Source organism: Microcella frigidaquae (assembly GCF_014200395.1).
Classification (GTDB): Bacteria; Actinomycetota; Actinomycetes; order Actinomycetales; family Microbacteriaceae; genus Microcella; species Microcella frigidaquae.
This window is the reverse complement of the sequence record NZ_JACHBS010000001.1, coordinates 1,718,894-1,738,349: the sequence shown is the minus strand read 5'-3', so window position 1 is coordinate 1,738,349 and position 19,456 is coordinate 1,718,894. Positions and strand designations below refer to the sequence as shown.

Genomic DNA, 19,456 nt, shown 5'->3' with positions numbered 1-19,456 from the left:
GGACTAGGGCTGAAAGTCCTGCCGCTAGATGTGGATAGCGGGGTCGACGACGAAGCCGTCGGCCCCCGTGCGGCCCGCGCCGCGCTCGATCGGGCGCGAGGTGGCCGGGATGCCGGTCGCGACGGAGTCGGCGGGAACATCCTTCGTCACCAGGGCGAGGGCGCCGATCTGCGAGCGATCGCCGATCGTGACGGGGCCGAGCACCGTGGCGTTGGCTCCGATGAGCACGCCGTTGCCGACCGTGGGGTGGCGCTTGCCGCGCTCGAGGGTGCGACCGCCGAGCGTGACGCCGTGGTACAGCATGACGTCGTCGCCGATCTCGGCCGTCTCGCCGATGACGACGCCCATGCCGTGGTCGATGAACAGCCGCTTGCCGATCGTCGCCCCGGGGTGGATCTCGATGCCCGTCCACCAGCGCGCGCCCTGCGCGACCATGCGGCCGAGCAGCTTGAACCCGTGGCGCCACAGCCAGCTCGCGACGCGGTGCCACCAGACGGCGTGCAGGCCCGCCGAGGTGAGGAACACCTCGAGGGCCGACCGCGCGGCCGGGTCACGCAGACGGGCCGTGCGGATGTCCTCCCGCACGCTCATCTACGCCTGCAGGTCTTCGTACAGCACGCTCGAGAGGTAGCGCTCGCCGTAGCTCGCCACGATCACGACGATCGTCTTGCCGGCGTTCTCGGGGCGCTTCGCGAGCTCGACGGCGGCGTGCACGGTCGCGCCCGACGAGATGCCGGCGAGGATGCCCTCCTCCGCCGCGAGGCGGCGCGCCATCGAGACGGCCTGGCCGATGTTGACGTCGACGACCTCGTCGTAGATCTCGCGGTCGAGCACCGCGGGCACGAAGTTGGCGCCGATGCCGGCGATCTTGTGGGGGCCGGGCTGGCCGCCGTTGAGGATCGGGCTCTCCTCCGGCTCGACCGCGACAACCTGGAGGCCGGGCTTCTGCTGCTTGAGGTACTGGCCGGTGCCGGTGATCGTGCCGCCCGTGCCGACGCCCGCGACGAAGATGTCGACGGCGCCGTCGGTGTCGTTCCACACCTCGGGGCCGGTGGTCGCTCGGTGGATGGCGGCGTTCGCCTCGTTCTCGAACTGGCGGGCGAGCACGGTGCCCGGGCGCTCGGCGACGACCTTCTCGGCCGCGGCGACAGCGCCCTTCATGCCCTCGCCCGCGGGGGTGAGGATGAGCTCGGCGCCGTAGGCGCGCAGCAGCATCTTGCGCTCGTTGCTCATCGACTCGGGCATGGTCAGCACCGCGTGGTAACCGCGCGCGGCGGCGATCATGGCGAGGGCGATGCCGGTGTTGCCGCTCGTCGCCTCGACGATCGTGCCGCCCGGCTTCAGCGCGCCGCTCTTCTCGGCGGCGTCGACGATGGCGACACCCAGGCGGTCCTTCACGCTCGCGGAGGGGTTGTAGAACTCGAGCTTGGCGAGCACCGTCGCGCCGGCACCGTCGGTCACCTTCCGGAGGGTCACGAGCGGGGTGTTGCCGAAGACCTCGGTGATGTCGGAGTAGATGCGAGCCATGGTGTTCTCCTCAGGGTGCAGCGCCTCAGCGGGGCCACGGGGCGGCGGATGCGGGCGGGGCCAGCATCCAGGGTACGGGGGCGCCCTGCCCGTCGCCCGTTTGTGACGGAGCGGCGCCACGGGAGACAACGACGGCGGGGCGGGAGTATTCCCCCGCCCCGCCGCCGTCACGCCCGCGCTGAACCCTGCGCTAGCGCACGCGCGGCCCGGGCCCCGGCTTCCCGGGCACCCGGCGGTCATCGCTGACGGTCGTCGTCGGGGCGAAGCCCTCCGCGGTCACCGTCACCGCTACCGAGAGCCAGGTTCCGGCGTCCCCCGCCGTCACCCGGTAGGTGCTCGCCGTCGCGCCGTCGATCGGCACACCGTCACGCAGCCACTGGTAAGCGAACTGCGCGTCGTCGGCGGCCACGCGCGGGTCCTTCACGCGAGGCTCCTTGCCGACCACCGCCGGGCCGACGATCTTCGGCTCGCGCAGCACCTCGATGGCGGGCAGCGGTGCCGCCAGCTCGAGCGGCACGGCGATCTCGGTGCCGTTGTCGGGCACGGCGATCACCAGCTGCTGCGGACCGCTCAGACCCTCGGGCAGGGTCACCGTGAGGGTCGCGCGACCCGTCTCATCCGATCGCGCGACGATGGTCGCGTCGATCGGCGCCGAGCCGAGCACCTCGCCGCCGAGGCTCACCACCACATCGGCCTCCCGGTCACCCTGATTGGTGAACAGCAGCGAGCTGAGCGTGATGGTCACCTCGTCGCCGCCCCGATAGCCGTCGGGACCGGGAGCGCTGAGCGACAGCCCCACCGACCGCTGGGCGAGATCGGGGCTGATCGGCGAGAAGGCGCCGACGTAGTCCACGAACGCCTGCAGGTCGATGCGGCCGGAGTCGGCGCGCTGCGTTCCCTGCGCGAGGGTGGCGAAGTTGTCGCCTCCCGCCGCGAGGAACGAGTTCACCACCACGCGCACCTGCTGGCCCGCCGTCACCGGCTCGCCGTTGAGCAGCATCGTGCCGATGCGCTCGCCCGCGGGCCGCGTCGGGTCGTAGTCGTACGCGAAGGTCGACGAGACACCGAGCTTCAGGAAGGGTCGGCTGCTGCCCGCCGGCTGCCACTGCTGCTCGAGCACCGAGCGCAGCTGGGCGCCCGTGAGCGTCATGGTGAACAGCGTGTTGGCGAATGGCTGCACGTTGGCCGCCTCCCGGAAGGTGAGGTTGCCCGCCGGATCCTGCGCGCCGCTGGACGCGAACAGCAGGTTGGCGCGCAGACCGCCCGGGTTCATGAGGGCGATCTCGGTGCCGAGGTCGCGCGTCGCCCACAGCTGGGCGTCGGCGACCACGTTGCCGAGCGTCGACTCCGCCCCGCGGTTCTCGTTCACGGCGCCGTTCTGGCCCGTGAAGTCGATGCCGCGGAGGAAGTCGTCGGTGATCTCCCCCAGGCTGGCGTTGCCGGCGACGGCCGCGAACGCGACCGCCTCCGCCACGATGGCGGCGATCTCCGGGTCGGGCTGCGCGGCCCCCACGAGCGGCTTCACGCCGGCCGTGATGCTGAGCAGCTCGCTCGACGCCGGGTCGACCGTCAGCTCGAGGTGCCCGTAGGCCTCACCGTACTGGCCGCCCTGGATCAGCGGCATCACCTCATCGGTGCCCGGGACGGGAACCTCGAGGTCGTACTGCAGGTGGGTGTGGCCCGACACGACCGCGTCGACCTTGCCGAGCACGCCGCGGATCAGATCGCCGAACTCGCTGTCGCCCGTGGCCGCCTCGAGGGTCGTCGAGGGAGCGCCCTCGTGCACGACGAGGATGACCACGTCGGCCTCCCCATTGGCGGCGACGCCGTCCTGCAACTGGTCGGCCACCCGCACGGCCGCGGCGGTCATGTCGCCGAAGTCGAGCGTCGCGATGCCATCCGGGCTCACCAGCGACGGCATGCTCTCGGTCAGCACGCCGATGAAGCCGATGTCGACACCGTCGACCTCGATCACCTCGTACTCCTGGTAGGCCGGGGTCTGCGTTCCCTTCTCGTAGATGTTCGCGCCGAGGTAGGGGAAGTCGGAATTCGGGATGACCCGGTCATCGACATCCGCCCGCCCCTGATCGAACTCGTGGTTGCCGAGCGTGCTCAGGTCGAGACCCATCGCGTTGAGGACGTCGAGGGTCGGCTCGTCGTTCTGGATGAACGAGGTGAAGGTGGACGCCCCGATGCTGTCGCCCGCCGAGATGAACAGGGTATTCGGGTTCGCGGCGCGCGTCGCCTCGACCAGCCCGCCGAGAACGGCGGCACCGGCGGCCGGCGGAGCGGCCTCGAGCCGACCGTGCAGGTCGTTGATGGTGAGGATGTCGATCTCGACCGGTGCGTCGGAGATCGCGATCGGCTCGGCCGAGGCCGGAGCGGCCGTCAGCGTGACGAGACCGAGCGCGACGGCGACAGCGGTGCCGAGCGCGGTGGTGCGGCGGGCGGCAGCGCGATGCGCGTCACCGCCGAGCCTCGGTGGTGTGGAAAACGGCATGACGAAGAGTCCCCCCTCGTGAAACGATGTCAGATGTAGACACATCTGTTTACCCCCGTTCGGGGGTCACGCGGCCGACTCTAGACGACACCGCCCCCGCCCGTCGAGTGCTCGCATGAGTGGACGATGAAACGTCAGCGAAGCGTCGCGCACTGTTCACCGTCGCCGACCTGGCATGATCGAGCGCGGAGGTGCACGTCGTGCTCACAGTGGTCCTCGGGCTCGCCGGCGCCCTCGTCTACGGCGCCGCCGACTTCCTCGGCGGACTCTCCGCGCGCCGCATCTCGGCCCTGCGGGTGACCGCCGTCGGGGCGCTCTCGGGCGTCGTGCTGCTGTTCGCGGCGACCCTCGTGATTCCCGGGCGCTGGTCGTGGGAGGCCGTGCTGTGGGGCGGCATCTCGGGCATCACGGGGGCCGCCGCCATCGCGCTGCTCTACGCGTGCCTGGCGATCGGGCCGATGAGCATCCTGTCGCCGCTGACCGCCGTGACCTCGGCGATCGTGCCGCTCACCTGGGGGCTCGCCACCGGTTCGCAGCTGGGAGCCATCGCATACCCGGCGTTCGGCCTCGCGCTCATCGCCGTCGTGCTCGTCGGCTTCGTGCCGTCGAAGGAGGCCGTGCGGCCGACGGCGGCGGGGCTCGTCATGGCAACCGCCTCGGGCACGCTCATCGGAGCGTTCTACATTCTCGTCGACCAGACGCCCGACGACTCGGGGCTGGTGCCGCTCGTCGCCAACCGCACGGTCAACGCCACGATCATGATCACGCTCATCGTCGCGCTCGCCATCATCGCCGCTGCGCGGCACGTGCGGGCGGCGGATGCACCGCTCGCGGTGCTCGACGGCGCGCACGGCGCGCCGCACGGGCTCGGCGACGCGCACGCGACGGGGAGGATGGGCTCGGGTATCCCGGCCGCACCCGGCTCCGGCGGGACTGCGCGCGGCGGACTGCTCCGGGCGAGTGCGGCCGCCCTGCGCGGCGGCTGGCGGGGCGGCTTCTGGCTCGCCGTCGGCTGCGGCGTGCTCGACGCGCTCGCCAACATCATCGTGCTCATCGGCCTGCGGGTCGGCGACCTCACGATCGTGTCCGTGCTGACCGCGCTCTACCCGGCCGGCACGATCCTGCTCGCCGCGCTCGTGCTGCGCGAGCGCATCGCGCGGCTGCAGTGGGTCGGGCTCGCGCTCGCCCTGGCCGCGAGCGCGATGCTCGCCGCGGCCTGAGCCCGCATCCCGCACCGCCCGTCGTTGCTCCGAGAAACGGGCTAGAGGGCGGCGAGATCGTCGAGCAGGCGGTCGCCCGCGCGCACAGCAGTCGTCTCGGCCTCGATCTCGGCGCGCTCGAGCAGCTCGCCAAAGCGGCGGGCGCGCGGGCGCGTGATGAGGGTGACGACGGTGCCGGGCTTGCCGGCACGGCCGGTGCGCCCCGCGCGGTGCAGGTACGTCTTGTACTCGTCGGGGGCGTCGGCCTGCACCACGAGCGAGATGTCGTCGACGTGGATGCCCCGGGCCGCGACATCCGTCGCCACGAGCACGCGCACGCGCCCGCTCGTGAGCTTCTCGAGGTTGCGGGTGCGGCGGGCCTGGTTGAGGTCGCCGTGCAGGCTGACCGCGGCGATGCCCGCGTCGTCGAGCTGATCGGCGAGCTCCTCAGCGAAGGCGCGGGTGCGGGCGAAGACGAGCGTCTTGCCCGGGCCGGCGACGAGCTGCTCGATGACGGCGCGCTTCTCGCGCTGCTCGACGAGCAGCACGCGGTGCTCGATGGTCGACGACTGCTGGTCCTCGCCCGCGACCTCGTAGACGGCGGGTTCGGTCAGGAACTCGTCGACGAGGCTCGCGACCCCGGTGTCGAGGGTCGCCGAGAACAGCAGGCGCTGCCCCCCGGCGCGCGTGCGGCGGATGATGCGCTGCACCGGCTCGAGGAACCCGAGCTCGCACATGTGGTCGGCCTCGTCGAGCACGACGACCTCGATCTGGCTGAGGTCGAGCCGGCGCTGCTCCACGAGGTCCTCGATGCGACCGGGGGTGCCGATGATGATGTCGACGCCGCGCTGCAGGGCTCCGACCTGGCGGCCCTGGGGCACACCGCCGTAGATCTGCGTCGTGAACAGACCCACGCTGCGGGCGATCGGCTGCACGGTCGCGTCGATCTGCAGGGCGAGCTCGCGGGTCGGGGCAAGGATGAGCGCGCGCGGGGCACGACCCATCTCGCGGCGCGTGCCGCCGCGGTTCTGCATCAGACGCTCGACGAGCGGGGCGCCGAAGGCGATCGTCTTGCCCGAGCCGGTGCGACCGCGGCCGAGCACGTCGCGGCCGGCGAGCACGTCGGGGATCGTCGCCGCCTGGATCGGGAACGGCTGCTCGGCCCCGAGGTCGGCGAGCGTGCGCACGATGTTGCCGCCGAGCCCGAGGTCGGCGAAGGTCACACCCTCGACGTCGGCGGCCTCGACGGCCCGTGCGGCGAGCCGCTCGAGAACGACATCGTCGGTCGCGGCCGGGGTCGCCGCGCGGTCGGGGTAGAAGCTCGAGGGGCGCGCGGCGTCCTGCTCGCGCTGCGTGCGCACGGGAGCGGCGGACTGCGAGCGGGCGGGGCGGGGCTCGCGGGTCGGCCGGGCGTCGCGCGCGGGGCGGGCGGGGCGGGGCTCGCGGGTCGGCCGGGCGTCGCGCGCGGGGCGGGCGTCGCGGGCGGGATGCTCGTCGCGCGCCGGGCGGGCGGCCCCGGTCTTCGGGCGCCACTCGGGGCGGTGCACGGCCCGACCCGTGCCGGTGCGCTCGGCACCGTCGCGCGAGGGGGTGCGGGGCGCGCCGCCGCGGGTGGACCCGCGGGGAGCTGCGCCGCGCGCGCCGCCAGATCGCGGCGCGGCGCCGCGCGTGGGCGCAGCATCCCGACCCGCGGTGCGGCGGTCGCTGTCACGGGGCTCGTCGCGCGACTCGGTGCGGCCGGAACCGCCGCGCTCGGCGCTGAGGCCGCGCTCGACCCGCTCGTCGCGGCTCCAGCGCGGCTTCTTGCCCGTCGACGACGCGGAGGCCGCGGCCTCGTCGGGACGGTAGCCGCGGTGCTTAGGGCTGCGCGAGCCGGGGGCTCCGGCGCGGGCGGTCGAGCCGCCGGTCGAGCGGGCAGGCGTGCGGGGGGTCTGGCCGGCGCGCGGGGCGCCGCCCTTCTTGTTCTGAGGCATGGTTCTTTCTGGGGTAACGCAAGAAGCTTCGTCGGCGCACGCGCGCCGCGATCCCAGGCCGCCGATGGCTGGGGGCCGTCACATCTCGAGGTGAGCCCGTACCGTCGATCGACGGCGGGCACCGGCCCTGAGGCGCACACAATGCAGATGGCGGGAACTCCCGCCCGCCTCCAGCCGACCCCTCAGGGTACCCCACCACCCTCCGGCCCGGCCCGGTGCAGCCCGTATTCTGGGCGCATCGTGATCACCGTGACCGTCGAAGACCCGCGCCAGCCCGAGGTGGAGGCCCTGCTGCGGGCGGGCGACGCCTACGCGCTCAGCCTGTACCCGCCGGAGAGCTGCTACATGCTGAACCTCGACGAGCTCGGGGCGCCGGGCGTCACCGTGTTCGTCGCGCGCGACGCGCAGGGCCGCGCGCTCGGCATGGCCGCGCTCGTCGATCGGGGCGACGGCACGGGCGAGCTGAAGCGGCTGTACGTCGACGAGGCCGGGCGCGGTCAGGGCATCGCGACGACGGTCATGGATGCTCTCGAGGCGGCCGCGGAGGCGCAGGGCATCCGCACCCTGCAGCTGGAGACCGGCCCGAAGCAGCTCGCTGCGATCACGCTCTACGAGCGGCGCGGGTACCGGCACATCCCGAACTTCGGGCCGTACGTCGGCGACGAGTTCAGCGTCTGCATGGAGAAGCCGCTCGGCTCGTGAGGGTCGGCGCTCAGCCGGCGATCACCCAGTCGAGCGCCTCTGCCACCGCGGTGAGGTCGAGCGAGAACGCGGCGTTGTTGGGGCCCATCTCGCGCGCCTGCTCGCCGGAGCGCCCGATGATGGCCCCGTACTCGAGGCCGCCCGCGACCGCCAGCGTGCAGTAGTAGCCGTACAGGTGCGCGTCGCTGAAGATCTCCAGCACCCGCGTGCCCGGCGCGCAGGAGGCGATGCCGGTGAGCGCGGACCCACTGACCCCGACGACGGCCGCGGCGGCCGCGAAGTCGGCGGCCTGGTCGTCGCTCGTCATCGGGTCGTAGCGCTCGAAGCCGCGGGCGTCGGCGAGGGCCTCGATCTGCTCCCACTCGATCGGCTCGCGTCCGTAGCCGTCACGCACGACGAGCAGGCGGCGGCCTCCCCGGGGCGGATCGCCCAGCGCGGCGCGCAGCAGGTGCGGCACCATCGGCAGGTACTGCCGCCGGAGGCCCGGCAGGGTGGGGGCGAGCGCCCGGTCGACGCGGAGCTGCTGCCCGCGCTCGAGGCGCACGAGCCGATCGTCCGCGAGCCCGAGGCGGGCGAGGGTGCGCTCGCCCTCCGGGGAGCGGTGGGCGGGCACGACCACCGCATCGACGCTCGCGAGGTCGAGTCCCGCCGCGCGGGCCACGGCGAGCCGCCCCAGGGCGTCGGGGATGAAGTGCCCGAAGTGCTCGCCCCAGGTGCTCATCAGTACGAGCGCGGTGCCCCGGATGCGGGGCGCGCGCCGATCGCGCGGCGGCGGCGCCTCGGCTTCAGCGATGAGGTGAACGTCGGATCCGAACCAGGTGAGCTCGGGATGCACTCGACCACGCCGGTCGAGCACCCATCCGCCCGAACCGACGATCGTCGCGCCGTCGAGCTCGAGAACCCCGCGCTCGGGCATCTCGGGGGCGAAGAAGGTCGAGAGCGGCAGGGGGAGGTCACCGAAGACCCGCACGTCGGGGGGCGCAACCGCGGCGCGCTCAGTGGCGCGATGCCACCGGGCTCCCGCGGCGACGGCGTCGGCGATGCTCGCGTACTGGGGTGCGCCGCGGAGCCTCACGGCGCGCCCGTCCCGCCGCCGGCCGCGCGGGCCGCCGTCGTACGGCGGCGCGGCGTCGCGCCGACGGTCACGGGTTCTGACGCGGGGTCCGGCTCCGGCTCCGGCGGCAGGGAGGGCACGGCGAGCAGCTCGAGCACGACGAGCAGGGCGGCGGCGAGCAGGGCGCTCGCGAGCACGCTCAGCACCGACAGGGGCGGCTGCAGGAGGGCGGGCAGCGCGGCGAGCACGACGAGCACCGCACGGGCCCAGCCCCGCTTCGCGTGCAGGGCCGCGGCGACCGGGCTTGGACCGATGCCGAGAGCATCGCGGGCCGAGACGAGGCCCGCGGCGACGGCGGTGCGGGCGCGCGCCGCGAGACCGGACGCGCCGACCCACCAGGCGACGAGGAGCACGACGACGCTCAGCGCGACGAGACCGAGCACGGTCGACAGGGCGTAGCCGGTCATCGCGTCGAACACGGCGGCGGCGAAAGCCGACGAGTCGGGGCCGACGTAGGCACTGATCGCGGTGCGGGCGAGCGAGAAGCCGAGGGCGAGCGCCGCGGTGACGCCGAGGCCGACGAACCCGAGAGCGCGCAGCGTGCGCGGTCGACGCGGGGCGAGCAGCACGGCACCGACCAGCAGGGCGGCGGTGATCCAGGGCAGCCAGAGCCCGACCGTCATGCCGACCTGGAAGAGCACGCGCGCGAGCGCGAGGTTCGGCACCTCCGCGAGCACGATGGCACGATCGATGTCGGGGATCGCCGCGGCGAAGGGCACCCCCTGCTCGACGAGCGCCTCGCGGACATCCGCGACGATCGGCCCGAGCGGAAGGCTCAGCGTGCCGTCGCGATCGAGGGCGAGGAGCGAGTCGGGCGAGCCCGACAGCAGCCGGATGCTCTGCGTGTGCAGCACCGCGACGGAGCGCTCCCAGGCCGCACTGAAGGCATCGGACCGCACGACCTCGGCGACCACGTCAGCGACGAGCGAGCGCACCCCGGCGGCGATCGGCGCGCTGACCAGGTCGAGCGCGGCCTGCGCGCGCGGGCCGAGCTCGAGGGCCTCGCCCAGCCCGCCGAGCAGCTCGGCCGTGACCGCATCGATGTCGACCTGCTCGTCGACGAGAGCGGTCACCTCGACGATGATGCGCTCCTGCACCACCGGGTCGTCGGCGAGCGGGGCCAGCGCGCTGACGAAGCGCTCGGTCTGCGCCAGCTGGGTGGTCGCCCAGTTCGCCATGATGGCGCCGGGCAGCAGCAGCAGACCGAGGGTGGCCAGCACCCCCGCACCGAGCGCCCGCCCGCGCATCAGCGCGCGCCGCTCTTCAGGCGCTCGATCTCGTCGCGGATGCGCTGGATGTGGTCGGGGGATGCCGTACCGGCGCCGGCGACCTCATCGAGCTCGGCCGCCAGGGCGTCGAGCTCGGCGCGGGCCGCGCGAGCATCCGCGTCGGCGGCGCGATCGGCGGGCGACGGCAGCCGGATCGTGCCCGTCGCGGTCGGCAGGCCCTCCTTCGCGCGATCGGCGGTGACCTCCTCGCGCGCCTGATCCATGGCGGTGATGACGATGCCGATGAGGATGTTCAGCACCGTGAACACGATGAAGAACATGTAGCTCAGGAAGTACAGCAGCGCCCACGGGGTGATCGCGAGGCCGCCGAGGAAGGAGTCGGGGAAGTTCTCGAGGGTCAGCATGACCGTGAGCGTGATCATCGCGGTGCCGATGTCGCCCCAGCGGTCGGGCGCCTGCTGCCCGAACAGGTACACGCCGGCCATGGCGTAGATGAACATCAGGAAGAGGATGAGCACCGCCAGACTCGCGAGCGGCGCGACCGACTTGATCATCGACAGCATGAGGATGCGCGCCTCCGGCAGGAAGCGGAAGATGCGCAGGATGCGCAGCAGGCGCACGAGCCGGAACATGACCGTGCCGCCGTCGAGGAACGGGATGAGCACGACGATGAGGAAGTCGAAGACGTTCCACGGGTTGCGGAAGAACATCCACGGCTTGGCGCCGTAGGAGATGAGCCGCAGGACCACCTCGACCGTGTAGAAGACAAGCGCGGCGCGGTCGATCGCGTGGGCCACGGCAGCGACCTGCGGGTCGACGTCGGAGTAGGTCAGCACAGCGAGCGCCGCCGCATTGACGATGATCACGCCGATGACGAAGAACTCGAAGACGTTGCCGTACATGATGCGGGCGAGCCACTGGATGCGGTACGGGGCGAGCTGTACGGAGGTCTGCGTGAAGACGCCCGGGGAGACGGTCGTCGAGGCGGTCGTCGAGGCGCTCGGAGAGGCGGTCGTCGAGGCGCTCGGAGAGGCGCTCGAGGAGGCGGAGCCGCGATCGTCGGCGGGGGCGGGAGCGGTCATGGCGAATCGCTTTCGGTCGGGGGTGTGCTCACGCTAGCAACACCCCCGACCGACCGCGACGACTACTGCGCGGCGCGTGCCGCCTTCGCCGCGCGCCGGGCGGCGGTGCGCTCGAGGCGCTCGGCCTTGCGCTCCTTGGCGCCCTCGACGACGTAGTACAGCGCGGGCAGCACCACGAGCGTCAGCAGGGTCGACGAGATGAGGCCGCCGATGACGACGATGGCGAGCGGTTGCGAGATGAACCCGCCGCTGCCGGTGATGCCGATCGCCAGCGGGGTGAGCGCGAAGATCGTCGCCGCGGCGGTCATGAGGATCGGCCGCAGACGGCGCGAGCCGCCCTCGATGAGCGCCTGGTAGGCGCTCAGCCCGCGCTCGCGGTACTGGTTCACGAGGTCGATGAGCATGATCGCGTTGGTCACCACGATGCCGACCAGCATGAGCACGCCGATGAGCGAGGGAACACCCAGCGGGATATCGGCGATGAGCTGCAGACCGATCGCACCCGTCGCCGCGAACGGCACCGAGATCAGCAGCAGCAGCGGCTGCCGCAGGCTGCGGAAGGTCGCGACCATGATCACGTAGACGATGAGGATCGCCGCGAGCAGGGCCAGGCCCAGCTGGCTGAAGGCCTCCGACTGCTGCGAGGCGACACCGCCGAGGCTGGCCTGCACGCCGTCGGGCAGCTCGGCGCTGTCGACGGCCTCCTGCACCGCGACGGTGGCCGCGCCGATGTTCTGCACCGACGGGGTGACCGTGATCGTGGCGCTGCGCACGCCGCGCACCGTCGTGATGCTGGCCGGGCCATCGACCTGCTCGATGGTGGCGAGCTCCTCGAGCGGCTGCGGCCCCAGGGCGGTCGGGATGCTGAACTCGCGCAGCTCCTCGACCGTGGTCGGAGCATCCGTGTCGCGGAGGAAGATCGACAGGGTGCGGTCGTCGATGACGACGCTGCCCACCGAGGCCGGGAACATCGCCGCGGTGACGATGCCGCCGACGGCGATCTCGCTGAGGCCGAGTTCGGCAGCGCGCTCGCGGTCGACCTGGATGGCGAGGTAGGGCTGCGTGTCAGCGAGGTTGCTCGTGGCCTCGGCGGTGACGTCGAGGTCGCGCACGGCCTCGAGCAGGTCGGCGGTGGCCGACTCGAGGTCGTCACGGCTGGTCGCCGTGAGGTCGATCTCGATGTCGCTGCCGCCGAAGGCGGGGCCCTGCTGGGTCTGCACGCTCAGCTCGCCCACGTCGGTGAGGTCGGCGAGCGCCACGCGCACGGTGGCCTGCAGCTCGTCCTGGTCGAACGACTCGTCGGTCGTCAGCGAGAAGGTGATGTCGCTGCCACCGAAGATCGCGGCGAGCGTTCCGGTACCGGAGCCGATCGAGGCCTGCACGGTCGTGATGCCGTCGATCGCGAGCAGCTCCTCCTCGACGACGGTGGCGGCCGCGTCGAGCTCCTCCAGGCTCGAGCCGTTGGGCAGGGTCTGTGCGACGGTGAGCGTGTTCTGGCCGGAGTTGCCGATGAAGTTGGTCTGCAGGCCGGTCGACAGCGCACCCGTGCCGACGAGCACGAGCACCGCCAGCAGCAGCGTCGCGACGGGCCGCTTGAGGGTCCAGCGGATGACGGGCAGATAGCCGCGCTGGAGCAGCGTGGGCCGCGCCGACTCCTCCTCGAGGCTGAGCGGGCGAGCCTGCTCGTCGGCCCCGACGCTCGCGACCGCATCGGCGTTCTTCGGCTTCGGCGCGCGGAGGAACCAATACGAGAGCACGGGCACGATCGTCAGCGAGACGAACAGCGATGCCGCGAGCGCGATCGCGGTGGTGAGGGCGAAGGGCCGGAACAGCTCACCGGTGATGTCGCCGACGAGGGCGACGGGCAGGAAGACCGCGATCGTGGTGGCGGTGGCGGCGGTGATGGCGCCGGCGACCTCCTTGACGCCGATGAGGATCGCCTGCGTCTTCTCCTCGCCGCGGGCGAGGTGCCGCTTGATGTTCTCGACGACGACGATCGAGTCGTCGACGACGCGGCCGACCGCGATCGTGATCGCGCCGAGCGTGAGGATGTTCAGGGTGTAGCCGGCGACCTGCATGCCGATGAACGTCAGCAGCACCGAGGTCGGGATCGAGATCGCCGTGATGATCGTCGACCGCACCGAGAGCAGGAAGATCAGGATGACGATGACGGCGAAGGCGAGACCGAGCAGACCCTCGGTCGCCAGCGCCTCGATCGACTTCTCGATGAACGGGGCCTGGTCGAAGACGACGGTGAACTCGGTGCCCGAACCGATCGCGTCGGCGATCGCGGGCAGGGCCGCCTGCACGGCACGGGAGACCTCGACCGTGTTGCCGGCGGGCGTCTTCGTGATGGCGAGCGTGAGGGCGGGCTCGCCGTTGACGCGCGAGTAGCCGGTGACCGGGTCGTTCTCGACCTCGACCGTGGCGACGTCGGAGATCGACGTGCCGGCGACGTCGGCGGTGAGCAGCGGCAGGGCCGCGAGCTCGTCGGCGGTCGTGATGCGCACCCCCGAGATGACGGGCAGCTCGAAGCCGTCCTCGGTGATCACGCCCGCGGGCAGCAGCACGCCGTAGGCGTCGAGGGCGTCGGTGATGTCGGCGGTCGACAGCCCGCGCGCGAACAGCTCCTCCTTGTCGGGGGTGATCGTCACGCGCTCGCCGACGGCGCCCTGGATCGAGACTTCGCGCACGCCGTCGAGGTCGGTCAGCTCGGTGACGGCCTGCGACTCGAGCGCCGCCTCCAGCTCGCCGGGGGTGAGGTTGCTCGTGACCGCGACCTGCAGGATCGGGAAGTCGTCGATGGAGCCGGTGAGCACGCGCGGCTCGACGTCGTTCGGCAGGTCGAGGCGGTTGATGGCGAGCTGCACGCGCTGCTCGGTGCGCACCAGGTCGGTGCCGAAGGCGAAGCTCGCCGACACGATCGAGAAGCCAGTGCTCGAGGTCGCGTTCGAGCCATCGAGGCCCGGGATGCCCTGCACGGCGGTCTCGATCGGCGTCGAGACGTCCTGCTCGACGATCTCCGGCGCCGCACCCGGGTACTGGGTGATGACGATCACCTGCGGGAAGGCGACGGAGGGGATCAGCTCCTGCTTCAGGGTCGTGAGGGCGATGCCGCCGAACAGGCCCACGACGATCGTGACCAGGGCGATGAGCGCTCGGTTGCGCAGGCTGAACACCGAAAGCAGGTGCACGGGGAGACTCCGGTCGTGGGGCGGGCTCAGGGCCCGAGGTGGCTGTGTGAGTGCGGCGCGGCAGGGCGCGGAGCGCCGATCAGCATCCCAGCGCACGCTGAGTATTCACACAGCGGGCGATGGGTGCGCCCCCCGAATCCGACCGATCGGTCAGGATGCGCGGGCGGCCTCCATTCTCACACGACGGCGCTCAGCACCTCGTCGTCGGGCCCGGCGACCGGCGCCCCCGCTGACCCGCCGACCCGCGCCCACGCCCGCTCGAGCAGGTCGAGGGCGGCGAGTGTGGTGTCGGCCGGCAGGCAGAACGGCAGACGGAGGAACCGCTCGAACGCTCCGTCGACGGCGAAGCGCGGGCCGGCGCCGACGAGGAGTCCTTCGGCGCGCGCGGCGAGCGCGAGCTGCGAGCTGACCGGCTGGCCGAGGTTCACCCAGAGGCTGAGGCCGCCGTCGACGGGCGGCACGATCCACGTCGGGAAGCGACGCGCCAGCTCGATGGTCAGCAGGGCGTGGCCGGCGCGGAGATCGGCGCGGCGGGCATCCAGCAGCCGGTCGTACTGCTCGAGCAGGCGCAGCAGCACGAGCTGCTCGAGAATCGGCGAGCCCAGGTCACCGGCGAGACGAGCGTGGGCGAAGCGGGTGATGAGGTCGCGATCCGCTCGGATCCAGCCGAGGCGCACGCCGCCCCAGATGCTCTTTCCGACCGACCCGAGCGTGACGACCTCGGCCCGCGGGCCGGAGGGCTGCGCGAGCGCGGCGGCGGCGAACGGCGGGGGCTGCACCGCACCGGGAGCGAAGCCCAGCTCGGCCATCGTCTCGTCGACGACGAGCACCGTGCCGGCTTCGGCCGCGCGGCGGAGCAGCAGGGCGCGCTGCTCGGCCGGCATGGTGCGGCCGGTCGGATTGTGGAACTCGGTCATGAGGTACGCGAGCGCGGGCGCTGTGCGGGGAAACACCTGGTCGAGCGCCTCGGTGTCCCAGCCGCCATCGGTCGTGACCGGCACGGCGACCAGCCGGGCACCCGCCTCGCGGAGGGCCTCGACGGCGTGCGGGTAGCTCGGCGACTCGATGAGGGCACGGTCGCCACGGGCGAGCAGCGTCCGGGCGACGAGCGCGATCGCGTGCTGGGCACCGAGCGTGATCATCACCTCGTCGACCGTCGTCGGCACGCCGCGCGCGGTGTAGCGGTCGGCGATCGCCTGCCGCACGGCGAGGAGCCCCCAGGCGTCGAACCCGGTCTCGTGCAAGAAGCCGGGCAGCAGCTCGGCGGCTTCGCGCGCGACTTCCGCGACGAGAGGGATCGCCGGCAAGGTCGCCTTCGAGAAGTCGACGACGCCCGGCTCGGGGCGCTCGCCGATGCTCGGGGTCGAGAACGGCGCCGCTCCGGGTTCGAGCGCGGGGAGGCGGGCAACACTGCCGGATCCGCGGACCGAGCGCAGGTAGCCGAGCTCGCGCAGGCGAGCGTAGGCGTTGGCGACCGTGGTGCGGCTGAGCTGCTCGTGGTCGGCGAGGAGCCGCTCGGCGGGCATCCGTGTGCCCAGCGTCACGCGCCCGTCGAGGATCAGGAGGCGGATGCGGTCGGCGAGCGCCTCGTAGAGCGGGGTCGCTCCGAGCGGGCGCCAGTCGCCCAGCTGAGAGGCCAATGCGCGGGCGGAGAGGGCGGCCATGCGGCCACGGTACCCGAATTGGCATCTTGTGAGAAGGCCAATTGCGCGAGGAGGATGAACGGCATGACATCCCGCAGCAGCGCATCGAGCAGCATGGCCGAGAGCGCCGGCGCATCCCGCCGCATCCTCGTCCGCCGCTGGGGCCAGCTGCTGCTGGGCCTGTTCTTCTACGGCATCGCCGTCGCCCTTCTGATCCAGGCGAACGTCGGCCTCGACCCGTGGACGGTCTTCGCGCAGGGCCTCGAGGTGCAGACGGGACTGTCGATCGGCCTGATCGTCGTGCTGATCGGCTTCGGTGTTCTGCTGCTGTGGATCCCGATCAAGCAGAAGCCCGGTATCGGCACCGTGCTCAACGTGCTGCTGATCGGACCGGTGCTCGACCTCGCGATGCTGGTCATCGAGACGCCCGACCAGCTGTGGGCGCAGTGGCTGATGTTCGCCGGCGGGCTCGCGCTGCTGGCAATCGCGACCGGCCTCTACATCGGGGCCCGCTTCGGCCCCGGCCCGCGCGACGGGCTCATGACCGGCGCGCACGCGCGCTTCGGCTGGAAGATCTGGAAGGTGCGCACGGGCGTCGAGGTGACCGTGCTCGCCATCGGCTGGCTGCTCGGCGGCACCGTCGGCTTCGGCACCATCGCGTTCGCGCTGCTCATCGGCCCCATGGTCGGCGTCACCCTGCCGCTGCTGCGCGTGCCGGAACCGACGCGTCCGCCGGCTCCGGTGCCGAGCTAGCTACGCGAGCTCGCTCGCCGCGTAGACGCCCATCGCCTCGCGCACGTACTCCGCGCCCTCGGCGCCGCCGTAGTGCTTCGCGAAGCGCGGGTCGGCGACGTACATGTCGCCGAGCCCGAGGTACGCTTCGGCGCTCGGCGCCACGTCGCCCCACCCGGCGCGCACCCACGCGTAGTGCCGCGCGGCGAGCGCCTGCACCGCGGGGTCACCGGCGGGTGTGCCCGCCGCGTGCGCCGCCGCGAACCCGGTCTGGATCGCCGCGGCCTCGGCGCGGAACGCCGCCTGGCCCTCGGCACCGAGCCCGCGCCACCAGCGGTCGCTGCGGGCGTAGGCGTCGGCACCCCAGCGCTGCTCGACCTCCTCCTTGTAGACGGTGTGGTCGAAACCGTCGAATGCTTCTTCTGCCATCAGTTGTTCACCTCCTTCCAGTCGCTCGATGGTCGTGGTCACGCTCGCGATCAACCGGTCGACCCGGTCGCGCTCCTGCTCGAGCAGCCGGCGGTGCGTCGCCAGGGCGGCGACGTCATCGGTCTGGCCGTCGAGCACCTCGGCGATCGCCGGCAGCCCCAGACCCAGCTCGCGCAGCAGCAGGATGCGCTGCAGGCGCACGAGCGCGGCCTGGTCGTAGTACCGGTAGCCGTTCGCGCCGACGCGGGTCGGCGGCAGCAGCCCGAGGTCGTCGTAGTGCCGCAGGGTGCGGCTCGTGACGCCCGACAGGCGGGCGAGCTGCTGGATGGACCACTCCATGCCCTCGACGGTAGAGGTTGACGTTGCGTCAATGTCAAGCGCCGCATCCGCTCGCCCCTTGCGCGGCAGGCAGACGCGATATATCGTGACTCTCACAACAACGCGATATATCGCGAACGGATGCCCGCCTCGGGCTTGAGCAAGGAGCACTGTCATGGCCCAGGAGACGTGGATCGTCACCGAACCCACCGTCATCGACCTCGAACTGGTGCGCGCCCTCAAGGTGGGGCTCATCGGCGGCCAGGTCGACATCGTCGCCCACGACGAGCCCGGCGCCCGCGTGGCCGTGCACAGCGTGGCCGGCCGCGACCTCAAGGTCTCGCTCGAGGGCGACACCCTCGTGGTCGACCACCCGCAGTTGAAGTGGGAGACCTTCTTCGACAACTTCCGCCTCTTCAGCGGCAAGGCGCGCGCCGACGTGAGCATCCTCGTGCCCCGCGTCACCGCGGTGACGCTCAGCGTCGTGGCGGCCGAGGCCATGGTCAGCGGCGTGCACGGCACGACGACGGTCAACACCGTGAACGGCGATGTCGTGCTCGACGGACTCGTCGGCGACCTCACCGTGCACGCCGTGACGGGCGAGGTGGGCGTGCGCGACCACCGCGGCGACCTCAGCATTCAGACGGTGGGCGGCGACGTCGTCGTCTCGGGCGAGATCCCACGGTTCAGCTGCGACGGGGTCTCGGCCGACGTCGTCGCCGACCTGCGGGGAACCCCCGACCGCATCAAGAACAGCAGCGTCTCGGGCGACCTGACGGTGCGGCTGGATGCGGGGGTTCCCGCGCAGTACGTGATCAGCACCCTCACCGGCCGGCTGCAGCTCGACGACGCGCAGATCACGGGCGTGAAGGGCACCTACTCGGGGCGCTACGGGCAGCTCGCCGGAACCTTCACGGAGCTCAAGGCCAACTCGGTGTCGGGCGACGTGTCGGTCGTGCACACGGAGCGCTCCGCATCCGCCGCCGCGGAGTCGGCCGACGCGGCCAGCGCCGACGCCGAGGCCTCGTCGTGAGCCCCGCGGTGTTCGGCCACGGGCACCTGCGGCTGTACCTGCTGCACGTGCTCAGTGAGCGGCCGATGCACGGCTACGAGATCATCCAGGCGCTGAAAGACCGGTTCGGCGGCACCTATGTGCCGTCGGCGGGCACGATCTACCCGCGGCTGGCGAAGCTGGAGGCCGAGGGGCTGGTGACGAAGCAGTCGGATGGCCGCAAGACGGTCTACGCCCTGACCGATGCCGGGCGGCAGGAGCTCGAGGATCGCCGTGACGAGCTCGACGGCATCGAGGCCGGGCTCGGCGATTCGGTGCGCCGGCTCGCCGATGAGGTGCGGTCGTCGGTGACGGAGGCGATGTCGACGCTGCGGGCCGAGCTCGCGGCGGCGGCGCGCGATGCGCGGGACGAGTTGCGCCCGGCGGCGGATGCGGCCCGCGAGGCCGCGCGCGAGACCGCACGCGATGCGACCACGGCCGCTCGTGATGCGGCCGACGCCGTGCGGGATGCGACCGCCTCGATGCACTCGACGATCACCGAGGAGCGCTCGGATGCCCGCGCCCAGGTGCAGCGCGCCGAGGTGCTGCTGGCCGAGTTCCGGCAGGATGCCCGCACCGAGCTGCGCGCAGCCGCGGCCCGCGGGGCCGAGCTGCGCGCCACGGTCGACGAGCTCGAGCGGTCGCTCGCCGCGGTGCGCGAGAGCCTGCGCGACACGCTGCGCTGAGCCCGGGTGCGCGCTTCGGCGCCGCACCCTCCGGCGGGCCGTCGGCACCAGGTGTCTTCGGCGACGTGTCGCGGCCC

General features: G+C 72.4%; 15 protein-coding genes. 5 read left to right on the top strand and 10 right to left on the bottom strand.

Annotation, left to right across the window (positions count from 1 at the left end; translation table 11 throughout):
- Window positions 1-24: 24 nt before the first annotated feature.
- The 3 genes from epsC to BJ959_RS08500 all read right to left on the bottom strand — a co-directional run bounded on the left by epsC (window position 25) and on the right by BJ959_RS08500 (window position 4,027).
- Window positions 25-591, bottom strand: a complete 567-nt coding sequence (gene epsC / locus BJ959_RS08510; RefSeq protein ID WP_153982066.1) for a serine O-acetyltransferase EpsC — start codon at window positions 589-591, stop codon at window positions 25-27.
- The gene (gene cysK, locus BJ959_RS08505) at window positions 592-1,527 is read right to left on the bottom strand and encodes a cysteine synthase A (RefSeq protein ID WP_153982067.1); all 936 of its coding nucleotides are present in this window, start codon (window positions 1,525-1,527) and stop codon (window positions 592-594) included.
- Between the two features lie 190 nt (window positions 1,528-1,717).
- Entirely contained in the window at window positions 1,718-4,027 is a 2,310-nt protein-coding gene (locus BJ959_RS08500) for a bifunctional metallophosphatase/5'-nucleotidase (protein ID WP_165878992.1), read from the bottom strand.
- A 200-nt stretch (window positions 4,028-4,227) separates the two neighbouring features.
- On the opposite strand from BJ959_RS08500, the gene BJ959_RS13015 reads away from it, so the two are divergent.
- On the top strand, window positions 4,228-5,247 hold the full coding sequence (locus tag BJ959_RS13015; RefSeq protein ID WP_341799907.1) for an EamA family transporter: 1,020 nt from the start codon (window positions 4,228-4,230) through the stop codon (window positions 5,245-5,247).
- 41 nt (window positions 5,248-5,288) lie between these two features.
- Here BJ959_RS13015 and BJ959_RS08490 read toward each other — a convergent pair whose 3' ends face one another.
- Window positions 5,289-7,199, bottom strand: coding sequence for a DEAD/DEAH box helicase (locus BJ959_RS08490; RefSeq protein WP_183321943.1), 1,911 nt, complete (start codon window positions 7,197-7,199; stop codon window positions 5,289-5,291).
- 240 nt (window positions 7,200-7,439) lie between these two features.
- Between BJ959_RS08490 and BJ959_RS08485 the strand changes: the two genes are divergently transcribed.
- A complete protein-coding gene (locus BJ959_RS08485; protein WP_341799908.1) occupies window positions 7,440-7,901 on the top strand; it encodes a GNAT family N-acetyltransferase in 462 nt (153 codons plus the stop codon).
- Between the two features lie 10 nt (window positions 7,902-7,911).
- Here BJ959_RS08485 and BJ959_RS08480 read toward each other — a convergent pair whose 3' ends face one another.
- The 5 genes from BJ959_RS08480 to yczR form a co-directional block, all read right to left on the bottom strand.
- On the bottom strand, window positions 7,912-8,976 hold the full coding sequence (locus BJ959_RS08480; RefSeq protein ID WP_153982071.1) for a glycosyltransferase 61 family protein: 1,065 nt from the start codon (window positions 8,974-8,976) through the stop codon (window positions 7,912-7,914).
- Window positions 8,973-10,262 carry a hypothetical protein gene (locus BJ959_RS08475; protein WP_153982072.1) on the bottom strand — a complete coding sequence of 430 codons (1,290 nt, stop codon included), beginning with the start codon at window positions 10,260-10,262 and terminating at the stop codon, window positions 8,973-8,975. The genes BJ959_RS08480 and BJ959_RS08475 overlap by 4 nt, the downstream gene beginning before the upstream one ends.
- Window positions 10,262-11,326 carry an ion transporter gene (locus BJ959_RS08470; protein ID WP_153982073.1) on the bottom strand — a complete coding sequence of 355 codons (1,065 nt, stop codon included), beginning with the start codon at window positions 11,324-11,326 and terminating at the stop codon, window positions 10,262-10,264. The genes BJ959_RS08475 and BJ959_RS08470 overlap by 1 nt, the downstream gene beginning before the upstream one ends.
- A gap of 62 nt (window positions 11,327-11,388) precedes the next feature.
- Entirely contained in the window at window positions 11,389-14,520 is a 3,132-nt protein-coding gene (locus tag BJ959_RS08465) for an efflux RND transporter permease subunit (RefSeq protein ID WP_153982074.1), read from the bottom strand.
- Between the two features lie 176 nt (window positions 14,521-14,696).
- Window positions 14,697-16,184 (bottom strand): MocR-like transcription factor YczR, encoded by a 1,488-nt coding sequence (yczR, locus tag BJ959_RS08460; protein WP_153982075.1) that lies wholly within the window; start codon window positions 16,182-16,184, stop codon window positions 14,697-14,699.
- Between the two features lie 63 nt (window positions 16,185-16,247).
- Here yczR and yczE point away from each other — a divergent pair, with 63 nt between their 5' ends.
- Window positions 16,248-16,916, top strand: a complete 669-nt coding sequence (yczE, locus tag BJ959_RS08455) for a membrane protein YczE (protein ID WP_243738893.1) — start codon at window positions 16,248-16,250, stop codon at window positions 16,914-16,916.
- Here the strand turns inward: yczE and BJ959_RS08450 are convergent, their stop codons facing one another.
- Window positions 16,917-17,663, bottom strand: a complete 747-nt coding sequence (locus BJ959_RS08450) for a MerR family transcriptional regulator (RefSeq protein ID WP_153982076.1) — start codon at window positions 17,661-17,663, stop codon at window positions 16,917-16,919. It abuts the gene before it with no gap.
- 154 nt (window positions 17,664-17,817) lie between these two features.
- Here BJ959_RS08450 and BJ959_RS08445 point away from each other — a divergent pair, with 154 nt between their 5' ends.
- Both BJ959_RS08445 and BJ959_RS08440 read left to right on the top strand, forming a co-directional pair.
- Window positions 17,818-18,675, top strand: coding sequence for a DUF4097 family beta strand repeat-containing protein (locus tag BJ959_RS08445; protein ID WP_183321941.1), 858 nt, complete (start codon window positions 17,818-17,820; stop codon window positions 18,673-18,675).
- Entirely contained in the window at window positions 18,672-19,379 is a 708-nt protein-coding gene (locus BJ959_RS08440; RefSeq protein WP_153982077.1) for a helix-turn-helix transcriptional regulator, read from the top strand. Before BJ959_RS08445 ends, BJ959_RS08440 begins: the two co-directional genes overlap by 4 nt.
- The last annotated feature ends 77 nt before the right edge of the window (window positions 19,380-19,456 follow it).